The sequence below is a fragment of the Bacteroides sp. MSK.18.37 genome, assembly GCF_019129155.2.
Lineage (GTDB): Bacteria > Bacteroidota > Bacteroidia > Bacteroidales > Bacteroidaceae > Bacteroides > Bacteroides ovatus.
On sequence record NZ_JAHOIB020000001.1, the window covers coordinates 791443 to 816750 of the forward strand.

Sequence of the window (25308 nt, forward strand, 5' to 3'; positions counted from 1 at the left end):
CATCTTTTCTTGTTTTCGGTTTTTTATTCTTTCAGTAAATCATCCATCATGGACTGTAAATTTGCTATGTCGCAATACTGGTTACATCCCCCTCGGTAGTCCTTTCCATTTTGAGCTGTCCGTATCAGAAACGAATCGAGTTCAATTCTTACGCCGCTGCCCATTCGTGACAGACCGGAAGAGTGGCTGATGTAAACGAACTTGCCGTTGCGCTCAATGAAGCAGGAGGTGTCATAATGCCCTTTTGAATTGGAAGCCACCTTTGCACCAACGGCTGCGGCATATTTGGAAATCTCACGCACCAATGTTGTCTGGAAACTGCGGTACTCTTTTGAAACATAGTCTCCTGCATCTGCAAGTATAGCGTCCTGCCATTTGGTATAAAAATTCTGTGCCATATTGATATTTATTATTATTCGTTCCGCAAATAACTTTTCCATTTCTCGCCGTCAATGGTCAGTTTGCCCATTTCCCAATCGTATTCCACTTCCGGTATATTGGTATAAGGGAAATGAACGGTGTAGCCTATCTGTCCGTAAGAGCAATGCAGAGGGGTAACACAAATCTCCCAACCGAAGTAAAGTTGTGGCGTGCAGTATTTTCGCCAGTTGAAACGACCTGCGGCAATATTGCCGCAAAGTCGTTTTAAGATTTTGTCTTCGTTTGTCATTCTGTACCTCCTTTGCTGAGTATGGTGAGTTGTTCGGGACGGTCTGGAAACCAATAGGCATCACTGTCGATATATACGCATCTACCGCCATTCCAAGGCTTTCTGAAAGCTAATACTTCTTTGGGGCCAAATACCACCCCGTAGTCGTTTGTAAACGCCACCATATCGCCTACGGCCAAATCGCGGTCTGTTTCCATGACTTCGGAAAGACGGTTGAAAAACTCCATGCCCTCGGCTTCACGTTCTTTCTTCCAGCGCATAAACTCCTCTTTGTGGCTTCTTGATGAGCCAATAGGTAATAGCTCCGATGCCAAAACCTCCGTCTCGGAAGAGCCTGTTGAGATTAAGATGATGCTGTCACTATCCACTTTTTCGGGAGTTGAGATAATTCGACATTCTATATCATTATCGGCAGTGTGCCAAAAAAGGAGGTTGCCTTGCTTGATGAAATCGTACTTGCTCATTGTCTTTTGATTTATTGTTTTTTTTATTTCCCTTTTCTTGAAGCCTTTTGACTTCGCCCAAAGGGGTTGTTTTCATGTGCGTCACAAACGGGGGATGCAAGAACGATGAGCAAGGAACCTGCAATGAAATTTTATGAAATACCGTCATCTCCGATTACGGAAAGTTGTCGTCAAATTTTATTTCAGGTAGCGATAGCGGTACTTGGGCAATGTTCGTCCACCGTACCTTTGCACACGAAAACAGACCTGCGGCGTATGTCGGGGCTGTGAAGGGATTATACCCTTAAAACAGGAATATACCGGCTGTGAAACCGGTGGCGGAAGCTCTGCAGAGCATATTTATAAAAGTAACCGGGGAGCCTGTGCAAAAAAGAGAGCAACCACCCACTTTTGAGGCGGGTGGTTGCCAATGTTTCGGACAAACATCAGAAGTGGTAATCAACAACTCCTCCGATGTAGAGTATCGTTCCCGGTTCAAGCCTACAAACAAACTCCATAAACGTAAAGGACTGTTCGGCAAAAGACTGCAGCCATCGCCATCCAAATAGAAATGATAGGCGACATCCAACGGATTTTCCACTGCCTGTTTGAGATAATAGGTCGAACCCCATTCCAACATATTATCTGCCGTAAGAGCATTCGCTCTTTTTTTGATATTGGCGACATACTCCTCTTTCCATTGCTCTATTCCACCATTATAGCGCATGGTGTCATCGGATATAAGCTCGAACATTCCTTTGGGCAAGGCATGATTGACCAAATTGGCAATATCCTCTTTACGGTCTTCCTCGTCTATTTCTGAACAATAGTCATAGAAGCTCCCGTCTCCTTGCTGGAGTGTGTCCTCATTCAGATAGTTTTCTTTGTCTATCGGCTCCGTTGAAATTTGAAAAATCCTGCTGTGCATAATTGTAAATTTTAGATTGTCAAATATTTTCTTTTTTTCCTTTTCTTGAAACTCTTTTGGCTTCTCGTCGGGGAATGATTTTTATGCAGGACTGACAGCGGGAAAAGGACGGATAAGGCAAGTAAACAGTGTACGGGATGAAACGGAATACCCAACCGCCAAATGTAAGAGCACAGTCAGGCTCGTCCGACTATGCCCTGCAACGAGGTGGGGAGTGAAAGTCAATCTTCGATTTGTGGAAGGCTGCCGTGAAGAATATCCGGGAACCGTTAGTGAAAGCGATACTTGACGACCAGACGCACGCTGTACCTTTGCATATAAAATCTCTCCGAAGAGAATTGCCGACGTGAGATGAAAAGAGACCATAATTGAGAAACGCTATTATTCATAAGGGGAAAAGACTATTCGTGATTGTTATAAATGCTTGACTAACATGAAAATACAATTCGCGCCATAAAATAATCCTTTCTTGAAATAAAAATCACAGAAAAAGAAACAAGATTAAAAAATAACCATTAACTTTGCACCAGTCAAGTTTCCAATCGAAGCGTCGAACGGAATTAAAAGGGAATCCCGGTGAAAATCCGGAGCTGTACTCGCAGCTGTAAGTCCTATTAAAGTTTATCGCACTCTTTGCCACTGGTGAAAGCTGGGAAGGCGCGATAAGCGGGATGAGCCAGAAGACCTGCTTGATGAGATAGATTTAGTGACCACGGGATAATTGGCATTAGATTAAAATGAACAGAGGCTCGTCCACAGGCACCTATATTCTTTTTGATAACCGATTTCTCATTCGTTGCAAATCTGTCGCAATAAAAACGAATGTGTGTTTAAACTTTTTGTTTAACTTTTAATAATTAAGTTATGAAAAAGAATTTTAGATTCTTGGCAATGGCTGTTGTAGCAATGGCCGCCGCAGTGTTCACGGGATGTTCATCCGACGATGACTTCCTTGCTCCGTATGAGGAGAGTGCGATTCAAACCCGCGCGATAAGTTCTACCAATGCGCTTATCGATTTTGATAACGTACCTTCCAGCGTAATGGCTTCTGACCAGTATGGAAACAATCTCTATTCTGCCACGGCCAACGGCAAGCAGGTAACGACCGGCTACATCACTCAAATCGGGCAAACCGGTACGTACATTCAGTTCCCGATTAACTATTTGGAACAAGAATGGGTAAGCGGACAGCCTTGGGAATATGAATTTTGGAATGGTGGTTTTGCCATCTCTAATTTCCATAATCTGACACAGGGGGATTATCAAAACCAATGTAGCGTGTACTGGCCCAACGGCGGTCATAGCGGTAAAAATTTTGCTGTAGCTTTCGGTTATAGCGATTCATACAATGATTCACAAGCAACCTATGACAAATGTGCGAAGATTTACCTGACCGATGCAACCGGCTACAGAGTCGTTACCACAAACACTCCTGTCAAGGGTACACCGAAATATGGTAAATTCAACAGCGTATGGGTTTGCAATACGACTTATACCTACTTAGTCATGAAGGATGGCAACTCGTTTACACAAGGCTCTTTGTCGGCACAAAAAGGATGGTTTAAGGTGGTATTTGTTGCGTTAGATGCGACGGGTAAACCTACAGGTAAGGAAGTAGAATACTATTTGGCAAACTTCGATTCCAGTAAAGATGCAGAATCAGGTTTGACCAATAAAATCCGTACTGGATGGAATCAAGTGGATTTAAGCGGTTTAGGTGACAGCGTATGTACTGTAGCTATCAATTTCGAAGGAAGCGATTCAAGCGCATACGGATTGAACACTCCTGCTTACGTTGCTATAGACGATATTGATGTAACCGTAAACGAATAACATGAATTTGGGGCAAATGCTTTTTAACGGCAAGTGCAAAGTATTTGCCCCTTTTTATTATATCCCAATGAAGATTGAAATCAAATACTTTCTTCAAGGGAATTTCAGCGTTAAAATTATAAATATAATGAAGAAGTATTTGCTTTTATTCTCCTTGACGATATTTCTATTTGCTTGCAACAAAGACGAAGAAATATCGCAGGACGTGATATTGCCTCCTGTCATTGAGTTGGATAGCGAGGACGGAATCTACGTTGTAAAGATAGGAAAAGAGGTCGTTATTGAGCCGACCTATCAGAATGTCGATTACGCCGTTTATTCATGGAAATGCAACGGTCGTATCATTTCCGATGAACCTCAATTGAAATACATTTTCAACGAATGCGGTTCGTATTACGTTACCCTGCGTGTGGATACGAGGGATGCCAGCACAGAGGAAGAAATTCGTGTGGATGTCAATGAATTGGCTCCGCCCGTCATTTCATTGGTAACCCCCTCTATAGGGCTTAAAGTTGTCGCAGGACGTGAATACATCCTTACTCCCGACATTCAAAATGCAGAAGGAGCCACTTATTTGTGGACTCTTAACGGAAACGAAGTCGGAACGGAAAATACTTATACATTCAAGCAAGATGAGTTGGGAACTTATGAACTGACCTTAACCGTAACAAATGAAGACGGACAATCAGAGAAGACAGTTTCTATTGAGGTTGTCGATAAACTTCCAATTGAAATCGTAGTTCCGTCATCTTTATATTTCACCGAGGATAATACCAAATACGTAGAATTAGGACGTACTTTGTTTGTCCGCCCCTTTGTGTCAATAAGTGCCGAGCCTTCTTATCAATGGAGTTTGGACGGGCAACCGATTGAAGGAGCCAATTCTTTGGTTTACGGTTTCAAACCTTCTAAAATCGGAGAGCATACGCTTACTTTTACCGTGAAATACGATAATCAAAGAACAAAAGCAATCCTCACTCGTAATATTGCTGTTTCCGGTGTCGATGAAGTCAGTGTCAATATTCCGGTGAAATGTTGTGAAGCGGCCGGGAAAAGACCTTTTGCTGCCGGAAATTCCATTTACAGCAATAAAGTATATGAATTTGTTCCGGCTCCGGGACAATTTGTAAACGAAACGAATACAGCAGGTTTCAATGGGGAAAGCACGCACGAAGCAGCCTGTGCTTACGCACAAAAACGTCTTGATAATGAACAATATGTTTCTCTCGGAGGTTGGGGAGGATATATTGTAGTAGGATTCGACCACAGTATCGAAAACAAAGGCGGTTATGATTTTTCCATCAAAGGAAATGCCTTTGATTCGTCAAATGAACCGGGCATTGTATGGGTAATGCAAGATGTCAATGGAGACGGCTTGCCCAACGATGAATGGTATGAACTGAAGGGTTCTGAATATGGAAAACCCGAAACCATTCAGGACTATGCCGTAACTTATTTCCGTCCCGGTCCCAACATGGATACTCAATGGCAGGACAACAAGGGAAATAAAGGGGCAATTGACCGTCTCGGCAACTATCACCCGCAAGAGTTTTATTATCCTTTGTGGATTGAAGAGGATTCCTATACGTTATACGGCACATGCCTGAAAGCACGTACCGAACAAAGCCCGTCGACAGGCATGTGGTCCAATAATCCGTTTGGGTGGGGATATGCCGATAATATTGGTGATGATATGCCCAATAAAGACAATCCTAACGCGGGAGCACTTGGAAACTATTTTAAGATTTCCGATGCGCTCAATATCGACGGCACGTCTGCAAATCTTTCCCATATTGACTTTATCAAGGTGCAGACCGGTGTCAATGTAAAAGCTGGATGGTTAGGGGAAAATTCCACAGAAGTTTTCAAGTTCTGTGATGAAAACAACAATAACGACAAATAAAATTCATTATGAACAAAATATATCATTTCATCCTATTCTGTTTCGCTACGCTCTGCCTTGCTGCATGTAGTGATGACGACCCTGAAGTAAGCGGAATAGACGGCAAGGATCACTTCATCTCCGAGTTTGCTCTAACTGTAGATGGCATTACCTATCAAGCCATGATAGTCGGGGACAAGATTACAATTGAGATACCTTATAATGCCAGTCTGAAAGGGGCTACCGTAGAGTATGCCCTTTGCGAGGGAGTCTCTATTAACCCGAATCCATCGACCATTGAGGATTGGGAGAATGAATGGAAATTCGTAGTTACCTCCAAAATGCAGGATAGCAAAGTATATTCCTATACTTATCAATATGCAGACATCGAACAGAGCGGCAGCGTAGTACTTGCCACGCAAGCCGAGGTTGATAATTTTGCAAAGACAGGAATAAACAAAATCGAAGGCAGCCTGACCATCGGAACGGCAGACGGAGAAGAAATCACCAATCTGGACGGACTTGCCAACCTGAAACAAATCAGTAACTCTCTTGTTATCAATCCGTCTTACAAAGGAGCGGATTTGACGGGGTTGGATAATCTGGAACAACTCGGAAGTTTCAAATTAGGATCGACAACTTCTACCAGTAAAAACATAACGCTCAAAACGGTTAATCTGCCCTCTTTGCTTGGAGTGACCGGCGATTTTGTCGTTAACAGTTCTGTCATTGAAAAAATATCCATACCCAAAGTCGAGTTCATTGGTGAGGATATGTATATAACCTCCGATGCTTTGCTTGATTTGGATGCAAATGCCGTTGAATCTGTCGGAGCTTCCTTAATTGTCAAAGGTTCGGTAGCACAAAAAGAATCAGCGACAACCGAAGCCATTGTTTTCTCAGCACTAAAACAGATCGGGAATGAACTTACAATCCAATATTTTCCCAAACTGCAAGGAATTTATCTACCGGCATTGGAAAGTGTGGCCGGTACTGCCTCATTCTCCGATATGTCCTCCATCGGAAGTCTTGCAATGACCGAATTACATTCGGTTGGAGGACTGGCTATAAAAAATTGCAAAGAGATTTCCATTGTTGAACTTCCCGGTCTTATTTCCTGCGGAGAGACCAGTGTGGATGCGAATAAAGTCAATAAACTCAATATAGCTTCTTTGAAAGATGTACTCGGTGATATGACTTTAACTAATCTGCTCATAGAAGAACTGGATTTGTCCCAGATAAATTTTAACGGGAATACACTTACCCTACAATGTAAGCAACTAAATAAAATCGTAGGATCGGAAACATTTAACGGTAGCCTTTTTCTACTTCCTAAAGATTGTCGATTGACAGAATTGACTCTTGAGGGAATCTCAAATATACAGGGAGACTTCCAATGCAAAGATTATTTTTATGTAAAAGAATTTGTTATGCCATTTATTCGTGTGGCAGGAAATATGACTATTGCATTGAATTCGGGAAGTGTTAATACGGAGGCGGAAATCGAATTTCCTAATTTGCTGGAAATTGGAGGAACCTTAACATTAGAAAATAATAAGAATGCAAATAATATTACCTTTCCGTCATTGAAAAAAATTCTCGGTTCATGTTCAGTTACGACTTCCCACCTTAAGAATGATATTGAGTTTACCAATCTGGAAAGCATTGGAACGGATGGAGCAAATGCACAAATTAAGTTTGAGATTGATGGTACTAATATTCTATGTCCCAAATTAAAAACAATAAATGGGAAGTTTGATATTACAACATCTACTGTTATATTTGATATGGAGGCAGATCAGGTATCTTATCCTAACGTAGAATCAATATCCGAAAATCTTTCAATAACATGCCCGTATTCTGATTTTGGTTCTAATGGTATTTTGTCCATTGATTTTTCAGGTCTCAAATCAGTAAAAGGGATTAGTATAAGCGGGCAAGGAGATGTTACCGATTTTAGTTCTTTCAAATACCTGTTTGAAAACAATGTTCTAACAGGAGAATCTCAATGGTCTGTCAGAGAATGTGCTTATAACCCCACATACCAAGACATGAAAAACGGGAAGTACAAGCAATAAATAACCAAACAATAAATTTTCTGCCAATCCTCGGTATGCTTACCGTAAGGTAAGACTACCGGGGATTAACTATAAAAATAACGGTATGACCTATCACCAATTGAAATATCTGCTATGGAGCGTAGTTGTCGGAGTGACACTATCCTTGACATCCTGCATGGAGTGGGACTACGGCGATGCCGTAGAAGACTTCAATGCCACGGGAGCCGGACTGTTCATCACCAACGAGGGCAACTTCCAGTACGGCAATGCTACCTTGTCCTATTACGACCCGGCAACCAAACAAGTGCAAAACGAGGTCTTCTTCCGAGCCAACGGCATGAAGCTCGGCGACGTGGCGCAGTCGATGACCATCTACGACAACAAGGGCTGGGTCGTGGTGAACAACTCCCATGTGATTTTCGCCATCGACCTGAACACCTTCAAGGAGGTAGGACGCATCGAGAATCTGACCTCCCCGCGCTACATCCATTTCCTGAGCGACGAAAAAGCCTACGTCACCCAACTGTGGGACAACCGCATCTTCATCATCAACCCGAAGAAATATGAAATTACCGGCTACATTCAAGTGCCGGACATGACGATGGAGAGTGGCTCCACCGAACAGATGGTGCAATACGGCAAATACGTCTATTGCAACTGCTGGAGCTACCAAAACCGCATCATCAAAATCGACACCGAAACCGACCAAGTGGTCGATGAACTGAAGGTCGGCATACAACCGACATCGCTGGTCATGGACAAGTACAACAAGATGTGGACGGTGACTGACGGCGGTTATGAGGGCAGCCCCTACGGTTACGAAGCCCCGTCGCTCTACCGCATCGACGCCGGGACATTCACGGTGGAGAAGCAGTTCAAGTTCAAGTTGGGCGACTGGCCCTCGGAGGTGCAGCTCAACGGTGACAGGGACAAACTCTACTGGATCAACAAGGCCATTTGGAGTATGGACGTGACAGCTAGCCATGTGCCGGTGCGTCCGTTCCTCGAATACAGCGGCACGATTTATTACGGACTGACGGTAAACCCCGCCAACGGGGAAGTATACATCGCCGATGCCATCGACTACCAGCAGCAGGGCATGATATACCGCTACTCGCCCGAAGGGAAATTGATAGATGAATTTTATGTCGGGATTATCCCCGGTGCATTTTGTTGGAAATGAAGAATAAATTGCGGCATATATACCATATTATTTTCATCACGAAAAGACAGGAGATGACGATTCCAATGACAACCAAAGGAATGATTCTCGATCAGATGGTACAAATTTTCACAAGGAAAGGCTGTCATGTCTATGCCTGCAATGCTTTTCTCAATCATGTTCATATACTTGTAGAGATACCATCTCCCACGGACTTCGCAAAGATTATCAATAAAGTAAAAAGTTCTACAGGCGTTGTCTATCGAAAATATTCGGAATATGCGGATTTTTCAGGATGGGCAGCCGGATTTGATTCGTTTAGCGTGTCATTCAATGATCTGAATAGGGTAAAACACCACATTGAGAAACAAGAGACGGTTCATCAGGAACTTTCATTCGAGGACGAATACGACCAACTGCTTGAAGAAAACGGATTCAATGCCTATCAAGATTTTATGCGGGCATCATTCTCTGCATATGCTGCGGTAAATAACCATATTAAAAACAAAAGGAAATGACATATACAAAATATTTACTTTTCTCAATATTGGTTGTCTGTCCATCCGTGCTGTCCGCGCAGGGAATCACCCGGCGTATTCACCAGATAGACGAGGTGACCGTATGGGGCAAACGGCCGATGAAGGAAATCGGCGTGCAGAAGACGAAGTTCGATTCACTCGCACTGAAAGAAAATATCGCCCTCTCGATGGCGGACATCCTGACGTTCAACTCGTCCGTGTTTGTCAAGAGCTACGGCCGCGCCACGCTCTCGACCGTCGCCTTCCGAGGCACGTCGCCCAGCCATACGCAGGTGACGTGGAACGGGATGCGCATCAACAACCCCATGCTCGGCATGACCGACTTCTCCACCATTCCGTCCTACTTCATCGACCAGGCATCGCTGCTGCACGGTACTTCATCGGTGAACGAAACGGGCGGTGGACTGGGCGGTCTGGTCAAACTCGGCACGGCTCCTGAAGTCGCTGAAGGGTTCAACGCCCAGTACGTGCAGGGCATCGGCTCGTTCAAGACCTTCGATGAGTTCGCCCGCTTCACCTACGGAAGTGAGCGGTGGCACGTCTCCACCCGTGCGGTCTATTCTTCCTCGCCTAACGATTACAAGTACACCAACCACGACAAAAAGATAAACATCTACGACGAGGATAAGAACATCGTCGGACAGTATCACCCGAAAGAGCGCAACCGCTCCGGGGCGTTCAAGGACCTGCATTTGCTTCAGGAAGTGTATTACAATACCGGGAAAGGCGACCGTTTCGGGCTGAACGCCTGGTATATCAATTCCAATCGGGAACTCCCGATGCTGACCACCGATTACGGCGATGCCACCGACTTCGAGAACCGCCAGCGAGAACAGACGTTCCGCAGCGTCTTGTCCTGGGATCACATGAAAAGCAACTGGAAACTCGGCGTGAAAGGCGGTTACATACACACATGGATGGCCTACGACTACAAGCGTGAGGTCGCACCTGACAACTGGGCGTCGATGACCCGCTCCCGCAGCAAGGTAAACACGTTTTACGGTCAGGCGGAGGGAGAGTATTCTTTGGATAAAAAATGGTTTTTCACCGCCAATGTATCGGCACACCAGCATTTGGTACGGAGCGAGGACAAGAACATCATCTTGCAGGACGGTGGCAAGGCCATCGTGGGCTATGACAAGGGGCGCGTGGAACTCTCCGGCTCCGTATCCGCCAAGTGGCAGCCGATAGACCGCTTGGGTATGTCGGTGGTACTGCGAGAAGAGATGTATGGTTCCGATTGGATTCCACTCATTCCGGCTTTCTTCATTGACGGTATCATTTCCCCGAAAGGAAATGTGATGCTGAAAGCATCCATATCGCGTAACTACCGTTTCCCAACTCTGAACGACCTATACTTTTTGCCGGGAGGTAATCCCAACCTGAAAAACGAACAAGGTTTCAGTTATGATGCCGGGGTGAGTTTTGATGTCGGCAAGAAAGGCATTTACAAGTTGAGCGGCGGTGCGAACTGGTTCGACTCCTACATCGACGACTGGATTATCTGGCTGCCCACCACCAAGGGCTTCTTCTCGCCCCGCAACGTAAAGAAGGTCCACGCCTACGGCGTCGAGGTCAAAGCGAACTTCGCCGTGCAGCCGGCGAAAGATTGGCTCATCGACTTGAACGGGTCCTATTCGTGGACACCCTCCATCAATGAAGGTGAGAAGATGTCGCCTGCTGACCAGTCAGTGGGCAAGCAGTTACCCTACGTACCGAAGCACTCCGCATCGCTGACCGGACGGTTGTCGTGGCGGACTTGGGCGTTCCTTTACAAATGGGCGTTCTACTCGGAACGTTACACCATGTCGAGCAACGACTATACGCTGACAGGACACCTGCCCGAGTATTTCATGAGCAATGTCTCGTTGGAGAAAAACCTGTTTTTTAAACCGGTGGACATCCAGTTGAAATTCGCCGTCAACAACCTCTTCAACGAGGACTACCTTTCGGTACTCTCGCGCCCCATGCCCGGCATCAACTTCGAATTCTTCATCGGCATTACCCCGAAGTTCGGGAAAAACAAGAAAAAGTCCGAAAATACAAATATGTAACGATATGAAAGCATTAAAGAATTTAAGCCTGCTGTTGCTACTTGTACTGGCATTCACAGGCTGCCACAATAAAAGTTCAAAACTCGCCGATTTCAACCGAACGGTCTATACACCTGAATACGCTTCGGGGTTTGACATAAAAGGTGCAGACGGCAAAAAGAGCGTATTGGTTACCGTCACGAACCCTTGGCAGGGCGCCGACAGCATCACTACGAACCTGTTCATTGCCCGTGATGACGAAGAGGTTCCGGCGGATTTCACCGGTCAGATGCTCAAGGGGGATGCCGAGCGCATCGTCTGCATGTCCTCGACCCATATCGCCATGCTCGACGCAATCGGCGAAACGGGACGCGTAGTCGGCGTGTCAGGCATCGACTACATCTCCAATCCCGACATTCAGGCACGGCGGGACAGCGTTGGAGATGTGGGCTACGAAGGGAACATCAATTACGAACTGCTGCTCTCGCTTGACCCCGACCTCGTGTTGCTTTACGGCGTGAACGGGGCAAGCTCGATGGAGGGTAAGCTCAAAGAGTTGGATATCCCGTTCATGTATGTCGGCGATTACCTCGAAGAGTCTCCGCTGGGCAAAGCCGAATGGCTGGTGGCACTTTCGGAGGTTATCGGAAAACGGGCGGAGGGCGAAAAAGTATTCGCGGAAATCCCCGTCAGATACAATGTCCTGAAAAAGAAAGTAGCGGACAATATCCTCGACGCTCCGTCAGTCATGCTCAACACGCCTTACGGCGACAGCTGGTTCATGCCCTCGACCGAAAGCTATGTCGCCCGGTTAATCAAAGATGCCGGAGGCGATTACATCTACAAGAAGAACACAGGAAACGCTTCCGCGCCCATCGACCTCGAAGAGGCGTATCTGCTGGCCTCGCAAGCCGATATGTGGCTGCATGTGGGGATGGCGAACACGCTTGATGAACTGAAAGCCGCATGCCCGAAGTTCATCGACACCCGCTGTTTCCGTGGTGGACAGGTCTATAACAACAACGCCCGCACCAATGCTGCTGGCGGCAACGACTACTATGAGTCGGCGGTCGTAAATCCCGACCTCGTGCTGCGAGACCTCGTGAAGATATTCCACCCCGAACTGGTCGAGGAAGATTTCGTCTATTACAAGCAACTGAAATAGATGCGCTCCCGTTCCGCCATATTGTTTGCCATGCTGGCCGCCCTCACCCTTTTCCTGTTTCTGCTGGATTTGGCGGTGGGGGCAGTCGCCGTACCGCTCGGCGATGTATGGGCGGCTTTGACGGGCGGCGACTGCCCGCGGGCGACGGCGAAAATTATACTGAATATCCGACTGATTAAGGCGGTGGTCGCGTTGCTGGCCGGAGCAGCTCTGTCGGTCAGCGGTCTTCAGATGCAAACCCTCTTCCGCAATCCTCTTGCCGGCCCCTACGTGCTCGGCATCAGTTCGGGCGCGAGCCTCGGCGTGGCACTCGTCGTGCTTGCAGGCTTCGGTTCGTCGATAGGCATTGCCGGGGCGGCTTGGCTCGGAGCGGCGCTCGTGCTGGTCGTCATCGCCGCCGTCGGCCACCGCATCAAGGACATCATGGTGATTCTGATTCTCGGCATGATGTTCTCGTCGGGAGTCGGCGCGATTGTACAGATATTGCAATATCTCAGCAAGGAAGAATCCCTGAAAGCCTTTGTCATTTGGACGATGGGGTCGCTCGGCGACGTGACCTTCGACCAGCTTGCGGTACTCGTCCCGTCGATTATCGCCGGACTGTTGTTGGCGGTGGTGACGATCAAGCCGCTCAACTTACTGCTGTTCGGCGAGGAGTATGCCGTGACGATGGGGCTGAACATCCGACGCTCGCGCGGGCTGCTGTTCCTCTCCACGACGCTGCTTGCTGGTACGGTGACCGCCTTTTGCGGTCCGATAGGCTTCATCGGACTGGCCATGCCCCACGTCACGAGAATGCTGTTCCGCAACAGCGACCATCGGGTACTCGTACCGGGAACCGTTCTTTCGGGTGCGGCGGTGCTGCTTCTTTGCGACCTCGTTTCTAAAATGTTCACCCTGCCGATCAACGCCATCACCGCATTGCTGGGAATCCCCATCGTGGTGTGGGTGGTCTTGCGCAATAAATCCGTCACCGCATGATAAAGTTACACGATTTTTCCATAGGCTACGGCGAGCGCACCTTGCTCTGCGAGGTGGAAACCACCATAGAAAAGGGCAGGCTGACTGCCCTTATCGGGCGCAACGGCACGGGCAAATCGACACTGCTTCGAGCCATCGCCGGACTGAACCGCCGTTATACCGGCCGAATCCTGCTCGACGGGCATAACGCCGCCGATATGCGAGCAGCAGAAATGGCCAAAACGCTGGCATTCGTCACGACCGAGCGCACACGCATCGCCAATCTCAAATGCAAGGATGTCGTGGCTATCGGCCGCGCACCCTATACCAACTGGATCGGAAAGATGCAGGAGGCCGACAAGGAGATTGTCATGCGGTCGCTCGCCTCGGTGGGCATGGAGGCTTATGCGGAGCGTACGATGGACAAGATGTCGGACGGCGAGTGCCAGCGCATCATGATCGCACGGGCGTTGGCGCAGGATACGTCGATTATCCTGCTCGACGAACCCACCTCGTTTCTCGACATGCCCAATCGCTACGAATTGTGTACGCTTCTGGCACGGCTGGCGCACGACGAAGGGAAGTGCATCCTGTTCTCCACGCACGAACTGGATATAGCTCTGTCGCTTGCCGATGCGATAGCCCTTATCGACCCACCCCGTCTGTCGTGCCTGCCGACCGAAGAGATGCGTCGGAGCGGTTGTATCGAACGGTTGTTCCGAAATAATAGCGTGGCGTTCGATACTGCGACAGGATTCATTAAAGTGGGACAATGACTAAGGAATATATCATAGAGAATTTCACAGCAAATATCAGCGTGGACGAATACATTTCACGCTTCCGGGACGAAAAACGTTTTGTCGAATTTTGCAAACAATGCCCCAACTACGGCAATAGTTGGGGATGCCCTCCGTTTGATTTCGATACCGGAGAATTTCTGCGCCAATATGAATATGCCCACCTGATGGCCACGAAAATAATTCCGGTCGAAAAAAATATTCCGATAGACAGAACGCAGGAATTGATTAAACCGGAACGGCTCAGGATAGAAAGGAAATTGCTGGAAATGGAGCACAGATACGGAGGTCGGGCATTCGCCTATGTAGGAAAATGCCTATACTGTCCCGATTCCGAATGCGCCCGCAAATGCAACCGTCCTTGCCTGCATCCGGACAAAGTACGTCCCTCGCTTGAAGCATTCGGGTTCGATATGACACGAACACTCTCGGAACTTTTCGGGATAGAACTGCTTTGGGGAAAGAATGGTATTCTACCGGAATATCTTGTGATTGTAAGCGGATTATTTCATAACTCGACAGAAAATATTATCAGCGAAGCGTAATCAGGATTCAGGAATATAATCTTATTACTCTCATTGATAACGTCATGACAGCCATTCACAAAAAAGTCCCTGCAATCCGGATTATAGATTGAGGGACTTGATGAAAGTTAATGTAAAAACTAAAAAAATAACTCCACTTTCGTATGCCTGTTGGCTTCGACCGGCACATGGTCGGCTATGCCGCCCCTGCTTGTCTTGACGATGCGTTCGATCGGTATGCCACGCTTCTCCAATTCCGTAACAATATAATCAGTTCTTGATGCACTTAATGAACCATTAAGCACGGGAGTTCCAGTCGAACTGTCGGCTGCGCCGGTTACTCTCAAGGATAATCCGTATTTCTTGGCCACGCGAGCCAGTTCATCAAGGTTAAGCATTTGGGAAGCATCCGTCAGGTGCGCCGTATTGAGGTTAAAAAAGAAATAGACAGGCGACCCGATGCAATTTCCGGCTTGTATGAGTTCCGTCCTTTCAGAGACGATTATACCCGGCTTTTCAGCATCATCTCCGTTGTTGCCATATCCAATATTTGCCGAATCAAGCGGCGAGATTCCATCCCAGTGCCGGTTTCTTAATCTTGCCCGGAGTGAGTTCAGCCCACTATAATTATTCATGGGATAACCTTGGCGGCTGTCGGTCTCATCGTCATCAACGAGATGGCCATACTTGTCAAGCAAACCTTCTATTTCCAGAATTTTCTTCAATTCTGCGAGCGCCCGTCGGTTGTGGTCGTGCCAGTCTTTATAACGCTTGTTTTCTCCGGACAAGACATCGGCATAATCCACGAGCCACTCATTCTGACGAATGTAAGGCGTAGCATCCACTGCACGTTTCCAACCGACCTTTCCGAAATGGAACGTGAATCCGGCGGTCAACGATAGCATGTGGTCGCCGAGGCGGTTCGGGCGTCCGTAACCATCGAAGTCCTGAAAGGTGGTCGTGCCGGAGAGTTCCAATATGGCACTTACCCGTTGGGAAATCCGATATTCTCCCTGTACGCCATACGAAACAGCAAAAGGGTTATTCCCGTTAGAGGCGTTGTGCAACAGGCCGACACCTGCAAAGGGAGCAAGATTCCAGCGTACCTGTTCTTGCCGGGCATATCTGCGGCCAAGGACATTCCACAGCAGATCCGCATGGATATGGTGGTAGTCCTGATTGGACAATGTTCCATCTTTGAACTGCACACCGCTGTAATTGATACGTGCGCCGACGGACGGAGTGAACCATTTTCCGACTGCGAAACTGTACGAGGGTTTCAAGCGTCCGAAGAGGTCTTCGCAGCCGAGAGGTGTGCCGAGAAAGGCGGACGTACCCCCGGCAATACTGACAAACCAGTTGCCAGTCAGGGATGCCGGAAGTACCACTCCGTCAAGATAGACGGGCTGTATCGGTTGCAGTTCCTCCGAGACATTATAGTACGGTGTATGTTGTACAGTATCCACCTGTACGGGTTGTACACTTGCCTGTGCCTGCAACGTGCAAAGCACGACCAATATAAAAAAGATTTGTTTCGTCATATTCCAATGATATTATTCGTTATACTTTTTGATTTGTAGTAAGGCGATGCCACTTACCGTTTAGGTTTCTTGCCAATGGCCGGACGCATCATGCGGCTCGCCATCCTCATGCAGCGGAGTGCCCATGCACGGTTGTCCTCGTCCTCGTCGCGCCCCCATTTCAGGTCGCTGCCGCCACCTCCGCCGCCACGCGTTTCGGCAAAAGTGGTGGCATCATCGACCATACCGAGAAACAGCATCGTCGCGCAGTGCATCACGTCCGTACCTTGTTCCGCTATGGACTGGACGAGCGAGCCGTCGAACAGTTGCCGTTCCGCCACGTCCATTTGTGCCGATACGTTCCTATACTCGCCGACCACATTTTCCAGCAGGACATCCTTGAGCAACGTGTCTACTTTGGAATATACATCATGGGAGTATTTGTAGGCTTCCTCCTTGAGTTCCCCGGTACGTTCCTCAATAGCATCCATGTTCTCTTTCAGCTCGGCAAGCTGCCGGTCAGCCGTCTGTAACTTCTCCTGCTTATCTGCCAGTTGCCTGTTGATTCCGGCCAGTTCTTTTTCCAGACTTTTCACTTGTGCGGCTAATTGTTCCGCATCGCCCTTGTTCGCTTTCAAATCCTGTTCGGCTGCCGATAGTAGGACCTCTTTTTCGGCTTTCGACTTCTCAAGGTTATCGACCATTGTCGTAAGCCCCTTGACCCTGCGCTCTGCCAGACGGATGTCCGATTGGAGGTCAGCCAAAACTTTTTGATGACGGCTGATATTTTCCTCGATGGTCGTACATTCTTCCGACAACATACGGCGGTATTCTTCGGTCGTCCTGTGCCGTGCTCCTGTTTCGGATATGCTTGTTCCCCTCGACATTCCCCACCTTGTATTGACTTCGGCGAAAAAGTCGGTATGAAGCTGTTTCATCCTTGCGCTGTATTCAAACTTGTCCTTACCGGCAAATATTTCCTTGTACGCAAAGCGACCGTCTTTGATTGGCAGGAGCGTACAGTGGACGTGCGGGTTCAATTCGTCAAGGTGTACGATGAATGCGGCGATGTTCTGTTCACCATATTTGCCACTCACAAATGAATAAACATCCTTCGCCCATCGTTCGATATCGCTTTCCCTTTTGATATGGGTATTGTCCGCATCTTTCTCGAAATCCACTTTCTGCGTGCCGAATGCGAGTTCGTGCATCCGTTCACGGGAGCCGCCGAAAATGAAGTTCACCACCGTGCGGTACTTCGGTTCTGCCAGTCCTTCGTTGGGGTCTTTGATTCCACGCCTCTCCAATATGTCCGCCATCCGTTCGGGAATGCTGCGGCTTGTATCAATGGGGCGCACCTTGCCTCCGGGCGCAATCTCGAAGTTCAGGTGTTTGCGTGTGGGATCGTAATTCCCCTTATCCATAGCATACTTTTCCGCCTTTTCACTGCGATTGCGCAAATGTTCGTTGCTTTGCGCGGTGGTAATACCTTTCGACACCCGAATATCAAGTACCTGTTTTTGATCTGCCATACTCTTTTCGTGTTGTTTGGACAATCCGTCCTGTCCCAGCTTGCTGCTTGCCCGGACAGCCTCCCGACGGTCGATAGACGGTCGGGGTATTAGGCTCCCCCTTCCCTTTGTTTCGTGGCAGACGGGCAAGCCCGTGTGCCTCCTATAACCGGCAGGATAACCGTTAAGGGATGGAGGTGGATTGTTCGCGTTATACAATCTGTTTTCGACTCCCGGTTCAATCCACCATCGCCTGTGCCTTTGCCAGAAGCGATAAAAAAGGTTTGCGAAGCGATTTGAGGCGTTCTTGGTCTTCGTCCATGTCGAAGTCCGTCACTGATGCCTCGGTGTCGAGAATCAGCCCGGCGAGGTCTTTGGCGGACTCGATGAAAGCAGCCCATTCTTCACCGAGGTCAAACCGGAAGAAATCCACAAGCGGCGAACTGTCATCGAATCTCGACTTGTGCAGGATTTTTTGCAGGGCGGCGTGGGCGATGCAGCACAAGGCTGTTTCACGATGTTCCGTGACCAAAGTGCCGGAATGTGCGGAGGTCGTGTTGGAATGGGTGTCCGAACAGAGTCCGGTGTCACGGTCGGCAATTTCAGTCTTTGCCAGACTTACGAGTTGTCCACATATTACGCCAGTTTCGGCAGCGGTCGTTTTGCCGATTACCCAATCGGACAATACCTCACGGAGCTGTCCGGCAAAATCCGGCTGCTCCTGTGCATTGCGGGGCTGTGCTGCCTGACCGGATTGTACGGTCATGGTAATGACCACGCTTTTGGGAAGCTGGATACGGGTCAGCAAGCCGAATGCCTCCATTGCACTCAAAAAAGAACGGACGGTAGCCCTGTGCCAATGCCACTCCGATGCGAGGTCGGAAACGGTCAGGTGGCACTGGTTGGGTTGCAGCACGTAGTCCTTCTTTCTTAAAAACGGAGAAACGAAACCTGCCAGTGATTTGTCCAACAGGTCACAGTACGCTTCGGTGCGTGTCTTGCGATCGTCCCCCTTTTCCTTGAGGTAGTCGAATACCTCCCTGTCTGCCAATATGGAAACAGGTATCTTTTGGTTATTTTTCATTTTCATTCGGTTTTAATGATTCATATTGTGCGGATATATCAGTGTTGCCGCTGTCCGCTTCATGCGGCAGATTTGCGTGATGATTGTCGTGATAGGATTCTGACAACATTCCGGGATGCTTTGCCCATCCGGAAAGTGTGTCCGTATCCTTGCATTCGGACATGACCCGAACGGAGGGATAGAACAGGGCTGCCAGAAGAAGATAGGCAATGGTTATCGCCAAGGTGTACAGATGCGGCACAAAGCCGATGACCAGTGCGCCCGATGCGAGTGTGACAAATGCACGGGGGCGGTCAAGCAACCTGCGTAACCAGTTGTCCGTCCGTCGGAACGAAAACATTGCGGCACAGACACCGGTAGAGAGTAGGATTCCAAACTCGCCCATATGTCCACAGGCATATACATAATGGAAAAGAAGCAGGCATATCAGCCATACTTGCACATACAGTTTACGGGCGTTGCCGCTTCGTGCCATTGCCACGTAAAAGGTTGCCATGAACCGCTTGTTGTTCTTGTACAATAATATTGATACCCCGAAAGGTATCGAGCAGAAAATGAGTAGCAGGATATTCAGTAACATAAGTAATAGGGCTTTTCGGGTATGGGAGTGGGACGCACAATGAGTTCCAACTGGACAATACCGTATGTCGCCAGCCGGATAAGGGTTTCGGCATCCTTGGGCGAAAAGTACATGGCCGCTTTCTTGATGCGCTGCTTGAATGTACTGTCTTGCTTTCGGTAGATGGCCAAAGCCTTGTCCAGTTCGTGTTCGGGAATAGTCCATATCGTACCCTCGGCGTGTATGCCGTTCGTCTTGAAGGCACGCAGTACCAATGTACGGGAAACGAGGTAGTCGGTGCGGTCGGTTCTTGAGATGATATGCTCCTTGTAGAGATTGTCATCGGCAACCTCTATCCACGTCCGGTAGGCATTGATGCAATAGACCATCTGTCGGTATAAGGTGTTTCTCATATAAAATTCATCAGCACGTCGGACTTGTCTTTCTTGTATTTCAGGAACCCGCTTTTGGAGTGTAGTTCCAAGTCGAGGCATAAGTCCCCGTACATCTGCTCCAAAGAATCATAGATGGTGACAAGGATGCTGTTTACATTGCCCTCCGTATCCGTCTTGGCGTTCATCTTGAACATCTGTCCGAAAGCGGGATTCGAGTATGCACAAGTGCTGTGACCGAATTTTTCCGTCCGCATCGGAATATGGTGGTAGAGCGTGATCAACTCCATGTCGTCCTCGAACATATCCATTACTTCGTCCAGTTCGTAAGGGGTGCGCAACGGAAACGTAAGCAGCACATAGTCGCCGTAGAACTGCGGTTCTTCCATCGTCGTCACATCGAGCAACTGCGGAAGTTGCAGGGGGACGAATGCCATGAAGTCATTATAAAAATGTCGTAACATATTCATATCTTTTTCTGTTGTTATATTTTACAGCGTGTGTATGAATGCCTCCATCAGCATTCCGGGCAGCTCGTCCAAGCGGTTGTCTCCGGGGTGCAGCATCCTGCCCAACTTCCTGAAAGCGTCGGGTGTCTGCGAGGCAAGCATATCGAGTTGCTCTCTTTCTTCGGCTGAAAGCAACGCCAGGCAGAAACCGTCCAACGACGAATAAGGCTGGAGAAGCATCCAGATGTAGGCTTGTGCCTGTGCCGGTGTCTTGACTTTTTTATTGCAGATGTCGTCGATACAGGTTCGGATATTCTGAATCAGCCTGCGGTTGGTGCGCATGGCCAGATAAATCATGGCATTGCGATAGGTGATGTCGTTCCGTTCGGCGGCAAGGAATATCTGTGCACAGCATCGTTCCGTGTCATGAGTGATGTCGGAAAGATTCTCGCCGTCGAAATCAGGCAGACGTGAAAGGAATGCCCGGTACACGGCATCCTCCTTTTCGATAAAGGTCGTCAGGTCTGCCATACAATGAATACCGTAATCAATCGTTTCAGCAAGGGTAGTTCGATAAGTGGCAAGAATGTGTTGTCGGTTTCTCTGACTGACGGGCCGGTTATCCAATGAGGCAAAGAACGGTCGGATTGTTTCAGCCGCACGATGCAACTCTTTGTCTTCAAGATGCGGTGAGATTTGTTCTTTTACCCACAGTATATCCTTATAAGTGCGTGTTTGAGACAGCACCATCCGTGAAAATTCCATGCGGATGGAATCATGTATCTGTTCACACTCTTCTCTTACAGTGGAATGAAGCCGGCCAAGCGTATCACATTCGAGATGCAGGAATACGGAATCCCTCAATGTTTGCCATTGCTTGAGGTGTCCGGCCAATTCTTTAATGGAGAGTTTTTTCTGCCTGCGTATGTCGGACAGGTATTCCCTGTATGTTCCGGCAGGGTCATTCTTGGCTTTCGCCAATCGTTTGCCATTGCCGTTGTCGCATGACGCGCATAGGAATATGGCAATCGAAACGGCAATTATTTTGGCAAAGATTATCGGCTGTTTTAAGTTCGATTTTAATGTTTTCATACTATATCATTTCGTACTATTTAGTGCAAAACTATATATTATTTTTGATACTTCGCATCCGAAAAACCGTATTTTGTGCATTTTTTAATATCGTACTTAATAGTATGATTACCAATGAAAACAAGTGAAGATAAAACACGGGGAAATGTACGATTTTCGTTTTTTAATATAGTATGATTCATATACTCGAATAAAACTTGTATATTTGCACTTGTTATCATGAATATTGTATATTGATATGGCAAAAGTCGGTTATATATTCGAGGCTAATTCCTACGATGCGTTTGATGCGGATAAGGAATGGATGCGCCAATATGGGTGTGTACAGGTGGTTGAAGAATCGGTCGGACACGAGACGCTTAGGCCGAGATGGAAACAACTGATGTCGAATCTTGAAAGAGGAGACGAATTGGTGATGTCAAAATTCAGCAATGCCGTTCGTGGTTTACGGGAACTATCGGCATTGATTGAGCTATGCCGCATCAAGGTCGTGCGTATTATCTCCATTCACGATAAAATTGACACCGACAACAAATTGTTTCCGGACACGACACCGGCGGAAGTATTGGCCATGTTCGGGGCATTACCGGAGGAAGTGGCTGTTTTGCGGAAGTCGTCGGATAAAATTATACGCCTGCAGCAGAGTATCAGTATTCCGATTTCCAAAAAAAGTATGAGTAAAACTGAACGGGACAAAAAAATCGTGGATATGTATAACAATGGGTATTCAATCCGTGATATTTGGAAAGAAAGCGGTGTCCAAAGTAAAAGCACCGTGTACAGCGTTCTCAATAAATACAAGGTTCAGCTTAACCGAACACCGGGACGAGTGCCGGGCATCCGGAAATAGAACTTATAAATCAATATGGATATTGAAAATCAATAGATTGCTTGCGTAATTCATCGTTTTTTCGTATCTTTAAGTTGGATATAACTATATAAAAACAAGACCTATGGGAGATATTATAATTTTATTGCTGGTGTTCTTGGTAGTGGGCAGGCTTTTGAGGGGCGTGTTCGGAGGATTCAGCAAAAGCAGTTTTCGGGATGACAAATAACTCCGGATTGTTGTAACTGGCAGATATTTGTTAATTTTGCACCGTATTCATAAAAATCAAGAACAATATGACAAAAGCGGAAATTGTCGCTCAGATCTCACGGCAGAGCGGAATAGAGAAAACGGTGGTGATGACTGTGATAGAATCATTCATGGAAAATGTAAAAGAGTCGATGGTTGCGGGAAACGAGGTGTTCTTGCGCGGGTTCGGTAGCTTTATCATCAAACGGAGAGCTGAAAAGACGGCCCGGAACATTTCGAAGAATACGACAATTAAAATTCCCGCTCACAATATCCCTGCATTCAAACCTGCCAAAGCATTTCTGAATGCGGTAAAAGAGAACAAGTAGAGTATAAAAGTACAGATGGTGCAACAACACCGTAATGAGTAAAACAAAAGCGACCCGAAGGCCGCTTTTGTCGTGATAAGGCAAGGATTATTTCTTGCCTTTTTTCGCTGGTTTGGCCGGCTTTTCAGGAGTTTCCTCCTTCTCGACGGGCGGATAGAACTTGACGGCGACCATCACGATACGGTTGTGTTTCACACCGCTTTGGTCGCTCCATTCTTCGGGCTTGAAATACCCCTCGACGGTCAGCATCGTACCCTTGGTCAGTTGGTCGAACGACCCGGTGTTCTCGTTTTTACGCCACGCCTCAAAATTCATAAAGGCGGAAACGCGTTTGGATTCCTCGCCATTATTCTCCAATCGGCTTACTGCCAGAGGGAAACGTGCTACACTTGCGTTGGTGAACTGACGGATTTCTGCATCCTTTCCTACGAAACCGGTTACTACGAAATTGTTTTCAATCTTTTTCATAATGAATTGTTTTTAGAAGTTATTAAATCAATTTTACGCTGCCTCAAAAAGTAGGTGCAGTTAAGGGGATGCACCAAGGCCGGACGCATCAATACTCTTTATTTTTGTCCGTAGGCAAAACCGGAAGGCTCGATAAAGGAAGATTGTACGGCTGCGCCATTGGTCAAGACTTCCAAAGTCGTTCCCGTCTGCATACTATCTTTGCATCGGAAAATGATGATGACTTCGGCGGAAAACTATTCTGAAAATGAGCGGAAAACCGTAGTTGCAGGGGAAGTGAAAGTGCAATCCGTCCACCGGCACAATGGTGCGCGTTTCGGCTGTAAGTCCGCAGAATCGGCAGGTATTTTCGTGTAATTCGGTCGGACTGAATTGAGGTGGCTACAAACAGAACACTGAACTGACAACAGGTTGCGGTACCGCAGAAGGGAATATCAACGAAGTGGCGACAAAAGGCGGAACGGGATATCGGGGTACTGCCATGTTCCCGTCCGGCAGAAAGAAAAGGGGACAAAAGGGAAAAAGGAAAGAACCCTGCTTTTCGGAAAAGCGGACGGAGCTTTTCACGAATGGCTGTTTTTTACAAAAGGATATGGCGCAGCCAAAAGAGAGAGATAGATGTAAAAAAGGGAATGCGGCGTGGCAGGAATGGAAGATTATCCCGTTCCTGCCTGCCTGTATCATCAAAATTCTGCCATGATTACCCGATGCTCGAAAATCTTTTTTTGATTACTGGGACGTCTTTGGCAAACCCATAGGTGATGCTTGCCATAGCCGAAGACGAAATAATCATCAAGGCGTGTTTTTTCTTGTAGGCGTTCCATGCCGGTACGCAGTTCCGCTTCATCGGTTGAGAAAAGAATCGTGTTGATGATACGGAAGTAGAGTTCTGTTACCTCGTCACAATAAGGACAAAAGCTATGCTCAATCGTTGCTTTCATGTTTCTTTGATTTTAATTCTACTTCTACTATGTCTTCTATTCGACCATACAGGACAGAGCGCAACGCTGTTTTGTCAATGGCGTAATACTCGGCGATATGTCCGTGCTGTTTTACGAAATATCGTTTGAGAACATCGGAGAAATCAAAGAAGTAGCCCATCAATGCGATACCTCTTTTGAAATGGATGCACTCTTTCACGTTTCGGGTAATCCAGTTCTTGTCTTCACGGCTCAACTTGTCTCCGTTATCAAGTTGTTCCCGTAACTGGTAAACCCTGCTGTCTTTCAGCTTCTCTAATTCGGGTACGTCCCATTGGACGAATTTCATTGCTATCTGCTGCATCGCTCTTGTATTTAATCGTAAATAATCACTTCATCACGATACTCGACCACCTCTTTGCCACTACTAAGACGCACCACTATTTTATTGCCGAAGTCGCCGACAACTGTTCCCTCAGAGTAGCCTTTATAGGGGGTAAGCAAGGTGCAGTGCGCACCTATAATTTCGCTATTTTCTTCGTATTCGTACATAAGTCATGTCATTTTACGGTTACAACTTGATATCCCATTTCCCCTGTGAGAAGATTCTGAAGCTCACGTATTCGTCTGTAAATTCGTAGGACAGAATTTTGATATAAGTTTTGTCTTTGGCTTCCAACGAAGCTATCAGTCTGTCGATTTCTTCTTCCGGATAAACCCAACGAGAGGTAAACTCCGCATCCACGCTATCGCTGTGTCTATTGACAAAGCCGTCGAAAGTGTCATCCAAGAATGCCTCTATCTTGTCGAGGTCTGCTTTGTTTTCCGTCCTTGCGTAGAAAATGTTTGTTGCATAGTTTGCCATAATCCTAAGTTTTAAGTTTTTTATTTTCCCTCTTTTAGCATTTCA

At 47.3% G+C, this 25308-nt stretch carries 29 protein-coding genes, 1 pseudogene and 1 riboswitch; of the genes and pseudogenes, 14 read left to right on the plus strand and 16 right to left on the minus strand.

Annotated features, from left to right (window positions below):
* Nucleotides 1–23 precede the first annotated feature (23 nt).
* The 4 genes and pseudogenes from KSX81_RS03505 to KSX81_RS03520 all read right to left on the minus strand — a co-directional run bounded on the left by KSX81_RS03505 (nucleotide 24) and on the right by KSX81_RS03520 (nucleotide 2041).
* Nucleotides 24–398, minus strand: coding sequence for a hypothetical protein (locus KSX81_RS03505; protein WP_217718271.1), 375 nt, complete (start codon nucleotides 396–398; stop codon nucleotides 24–26).
* Between the two features lie 14 nt (nucleotides 399–412).
* On the minus strand, nucleotides 413–670 hold the full coding sequence (locus KSX81_RS03510) for a hypothetical protein (RefSeq protein WP_004301283.1): 258 nt from the start codon (nucleotides 668–670) through the stop codon (nucleotides 413–415).
* Nucleotides 667–1134: a hypothetical protein gene (locus KSX81_RS03515; RefSeq protein ID WP_138265562.1), complete on the minus strand. Its 468-nt coding sequence runs from the start codon at nucleotides 1132–1134 to the stop codon at nucleotides 667–669. Before KSX81_RS03515 ends, KSX81_RS03510 begins: the two co-directional genes overlap by 4 nt.
* A gap of 425 nt (nucleotides 1135–1559) precedes the next feature.
* Nucleotides 1560–2041 (minus strand): annotated as a pseudogene (locus KSX81_RS03520) (hypothetical protein).
* A gap of 515 nt (nucleotides 2042–2556) precedes the next feature.
* Nucleotides 2557–2749, plus strand: a riboswitch (cobalamin riboswitch).
* A gap of 156 nt (nucleotides 2750–2905) precedes the next feature.
* Between KSX81_RS03520 and KSX81_RS03525 the strand changes: the two are divergent.
* From KSX81_RS03525 to KSX81_RS03570, 10 genes are all read left to right on the plus strand, one after another.
* Entirely contained in the window at nucleotides 2906–3874 is a 969-nt protein-coding gene (locus tag KSX81_RS03525) for a DUF4465 domain-containing protein (RefSeq protein WP_004320565.1), read from the plus strand.
* Between the two features lies 1 nt (nucleotide 3875).
* Nucleotides 3876–5777 carry a PKD-like domain-containing protein gene (locus tag KSX81_RS03530; RefSeq protein ID WP_113748786.1) on the plus strand — a complete coding sequence of 634 codons (1902 nt, stop codon included), beginning with the start codon at nucleotides 3876–3878 and terminating at the stop codon, nucleotides 5775–5777.
* 8 nt (nucleotides 5778–5785) lie between these two features.
* A complete protein-coding gene (locus KSX81_RS03535) occupies nucleotides 5786–7834 on the plus strand; it encodes a DUF4971 domain-containing protein (RefSeq protein WP_028728117.1) in 2049 nt (682 codons plus the stop codon).
* 85 nt (nucleotides 7835–7919) lie between these two features.
* Nucleotides 7920–8999 (plus strand): glutaminyl-peptide cyclotransferase, encoded by a 1080-nt coding sequence (locus KSX81_RS03540; protein ID WP_005834100.1) that lies wholly within the window; start codon nucleotides 7920–7922, stop codon nucleotides 8997–8999.
* Nucleotides 8996–9496, plus strand: a complete 501-nt coding sequence (locus KSX81_RS03545; protein WP_113748943.1) for a transposase — start codon at nucleotides 8996–8998, stop codon at nucleotides 9494–9496. The genes KSX81_RS03540 and KSX81_RS03545 overlap by 4 nt, the downstream gene beginning before the upstream one ends.
* Nucleotides 9493–11571, plus strand: coding sequence for a TonB-dependent receptor (locus KSX81_RS03550; RefSeq protein ID WP_004320575.1), 2079 nt, complete (start codon nucleotides 9493–9495; stop codon nucleotides 11569–11571). The genes KSX81_RS03545 and KSX81_RS03550 overlap by 4 nt, the downstream gene beginning before the upstream one ends.
* Before the next feature lie 4 nt (nucleotides 11572–11575).
* Nucleotides 11576–12715: an ABC transporter substrate-binding protein gene (locus KSX81_RS03555; protein WP_004320576.1), complete on the plus strand. Its 1140-nt coding sequence runs from the start codon at nucleotides 11576–11578 to the stop codon at nucleotides 12713–12715.
* Nucleotides 12716–13696 (plus strand): FecCD family ABC transporter permease, encoded by a 981-nt coding sequence (locus KSX81_RS03560; protein ID WP_004320577.1) that lies wholly within the window; start codon nucleotides 12716–12718, stop codon nucleotides 13694–13696. It abuts the gene before it with no gap.
* Nucleotides 13693–14451 (plus strand): ABC transporter ATP-binding protein, encoded by a 759-nt coding sequence (locus tag KSX81_RS03565; RefSeq protein WP_138265565.1) that lies wholly within the window; start codon nucleotides 13693–13695, stop codon nucleotides 14449–14451. Before KSX81_RS03560 ends, KSX81_RS03565 begins: the two co-directional genes overlap by 4 nt.
* On the plus strand, nucleotides 14448–15017 hold the full coding sequence (locus KSX81_RS03570; RefSeq protein ID WP_113748792.1) for a DUF2284 domain-containing protein: 570 nt from the start codon (nucleotides 14448–14450) through the stop codon (nucleotides 15015–15017). The genes KSX81_RS03565 and KSX81_RS03570 overlap by 4 nt, the downstream gene beginning before the upstream one ends.
* A 119-nt stretch (nucleotides 15018–15136) precedes the next feature.
* On the opposite strand, the gene KSX81_RS03575 is transcribed toward KSX81_RS03570, so the two are convergent.
* The 7 genes from KSX81_RS03575 to KSX81_RS03605 all read right to left on the minus strand — a co-directional run bounded on the left by KSX81_RS03575 (nucleotide 15137) and on the right by KSX81_RS03605 (nucleotide 21603).
* Nucleotides 15137–16537: an OmpA family protein gene (locus KSX81_RS03575; protein ID WP_008782451.1), complete on the minus strand. Its 1401-nt coding sequence runs from the start codon at nucleotides 16535–16537 to the stop codon at nucleotides 15137–15139.
* A gap of 53 nt (nucleotides 16538–16590) precedes the next feature.
* Nucleotides 16591–18048: a MobV family relaxase gene (gene mobV, locus KSX81_RS03580; RefSeq protein ID WP_008782450.1), complete on the minus strand. Its 1458-nt coding sequence runs from the start codon at nucleotides 18046–18048 to the stop codon at nucleotides 16591–16593.
* 217 nt (nucleotides 18049–18265) lie between these two features.
* A complete protein-coding gene (locus tag KSX81_RS03585; protein ID WP_008782449.1) occupies nucleotides 18266–19111 on the minus strand; it encodes a hypothetical protein in 846 nt (281 codons plus the stop codon).
* A complete protein-coding gene (locus KSX81_RS03590) occupies nucleotides 19101–19691 on the minus strand; it encodes a hypothetical protein (RefSeq protein WP_138265566.1) in 591 nt (196 codons plus the stop codon). Before KSX81_RS03590 ends, KSX81_RS03585 begins: the two co-directional genes overlap by 11 nt.
* The gene (locus KSX81_RS03595; protein ID WP_138265567.1) at nucleotides 19682–20083 is read right to left on the minus strand and encodes a hypothetical protein; all 402 of its coding nucleotides are present in this window, start codon (nucleotides 20081–20083) and stop codon (nucleotides 19682–19684) included. Before KSX81_RS03595 ends, KSX81_RS03590 begins: the two co-directional genes overlap by 10 nt.
* The gene (locus tag KSX81_RS03600; protein ID WP_005680025.1) at nucleotides 20080–20526 is read right to left on the minus strand and encodes a hypothetical protein; all 447 of its coding nucleotides are present in this window, start codon (nucleotides 20524–20526) and stop codon (nucleotides 20080–20082) included. The genes KSX81_RS03595 and KSX81_RS03600 overlap by 4 nt, the downstream gene beginning before the upstream one ends.
* 27 nt (nucleotides 20527–20553) lie before the next feature.
* Complete coding sequence (locus KSX81_RS03605; protein ID WP_138265568.1) at nucleotides 20554–21603, minus strand: hypothetical protein; 1050 nt, start codon at nucleotides 21601–21603, stop codon at nucleotides 20554–20556.
* A 238-nt stretch (nucleotides 21604–21841) separates the two neighbouring features.
* Here KSX81_RS03605 and KSX81_RS03610 point away from each other — a divergent pair, with 238 nt between their 5' ends.
* Both KSX81_RS03610 and KSX81_RS03615 read left to right on the plus strand, forming a co-directional pair.
* Nucleotides 21842–22453, plus strand: a complete 612-nt coding sequence (locus KSX81_RS03610; RefSeq protein WP_138265569.1) for a recombinase family protein — start codon at nucleotides 21842–21844, stop codon at nucleotides 22451–22453.
* A 263-nt stretch (nucleotides 22454–22716) separates the two neighbouring features.
* Complete coding sequence (locus tag KSX81_RS03615) at nucleotides 22717–23010, plus strand: HU family DNA-binding protein (RefSeq protein ID WP_255204174.1); 294 nt, start codon at nucleotides 22717–22719, stop codon at nucleotides 23008–23010.
* A gap of 87 nt (nucleotides 23011–23097) precedes the next feature.
* Here the strand turns inward: KSX81_RS03615 and KSX81_RS03620 are convergent, their stop codons facing one another.
* Nucleotides 23098–23478 carry a single-stranded DNA-binding protein gene (locus tag KSX81_RS03620; protein WP_005680031.1) on the minus strand — a complete coding sequence of 127 codons (381 nt, stop codon included), beginning with the start codon at nucleotides 23476–23478 and terminating at the stop codon, nucleotides 23098–23100.
* Nucleotides 23479–23691: 213 nt separating this feature from the next.
* On the opposite strand from KSX81_RS03620, the gene KSX81_RS03625 reads away from it, so the two are divergent.
* Both KSX81_RS03625 and KSX81_RS03630 read left to right on the plus strand, forming a co-directional pair.
* Nucleotides 23692–23835: a hypothetical protein gene (locus KSX81_RS03625; RefSeq protein WP_018452196.1), complete on the plus strand. Its 144-nt coding sequence runs from the start codon at nucleotides 23692–23694 to the stop codon at nucleotides 23833–23835.
* An 85-nt stretch (nucleotides 23836–23920) separates the two neighbouring features.
* Nucleotides 23921–24178 carry a hypothetical protein gene (locus tag KSX81_RS03630; protein WP_008782444.1) on the plus strand — a complete coding sequence of 86 codons (258 nt, stop codon included), beginning with the start codon at nucleotides 23921–23923 and terminating at the stop codon, nucleotides 24176–24178.
* Here KSX81_RS03630 and KSX81_RS03635 read toward each other — a convergent pair.
* Genes KSX81_RS03635 through KSX81_RS03650 form a run of 4 tightly spaced genes read right to left on the minus strand, consistent with a single transcriptional unit; the run spans nucleotide 24162 to nucleotide 25263 of the window.
* On the minus strand, nucleotides 24162–24419 hold the full coding sequence (locus tag KSX81_RS03635) for a hypothetical protein (RefSeq protein ID WP_005680032.1): 258 nt from the start codon (nucleotides 24417–24419) through the stop codon (nucleotides 24162–24164). The two genes, KSX81_RS03630 and KSX81_RS03635, sit on opposite strands and share 17 nt — an antisense overlap.
* Entirely contained in the window at nucleotides 24403–24762 is a 360-nt protein-coding gene (locus KSX81_RS03640) for a hypothetical protein (protein WP_005680034.1), read from the minus strand. Before KSX81_RS03640 ends, KSX81_RS03635 begins: the two co-directional genes overlap by 17 nt.
* 11 nt (nucleotides 24763–24773) lie before the next feature.
* Nucleotides 24774–24950, minus strand: a complete 177-nt coding sequence (locus KSX81_RS03645) for a hypothetical protein (protein WP_005680036.1) — start codon at nucleotides 24948–24950, stop codon at nucleotides 24774–24776.
* A 19-nt stretch (nucleotides 24951–24969) separates the two neighbouring features.
* On the minus strand, nucleotides 24970–25263 hold the full coding sequence (locus KSX81_RS03650; protein WP_005680037.1) for a hypothetical protein: 294 nt from the start codon (nucleotides 25261–25263) through the stop codon (nucleotides 24970–24972).
* Nucleotides 25264–25308 lie beyond the last annotated feature (45 nt).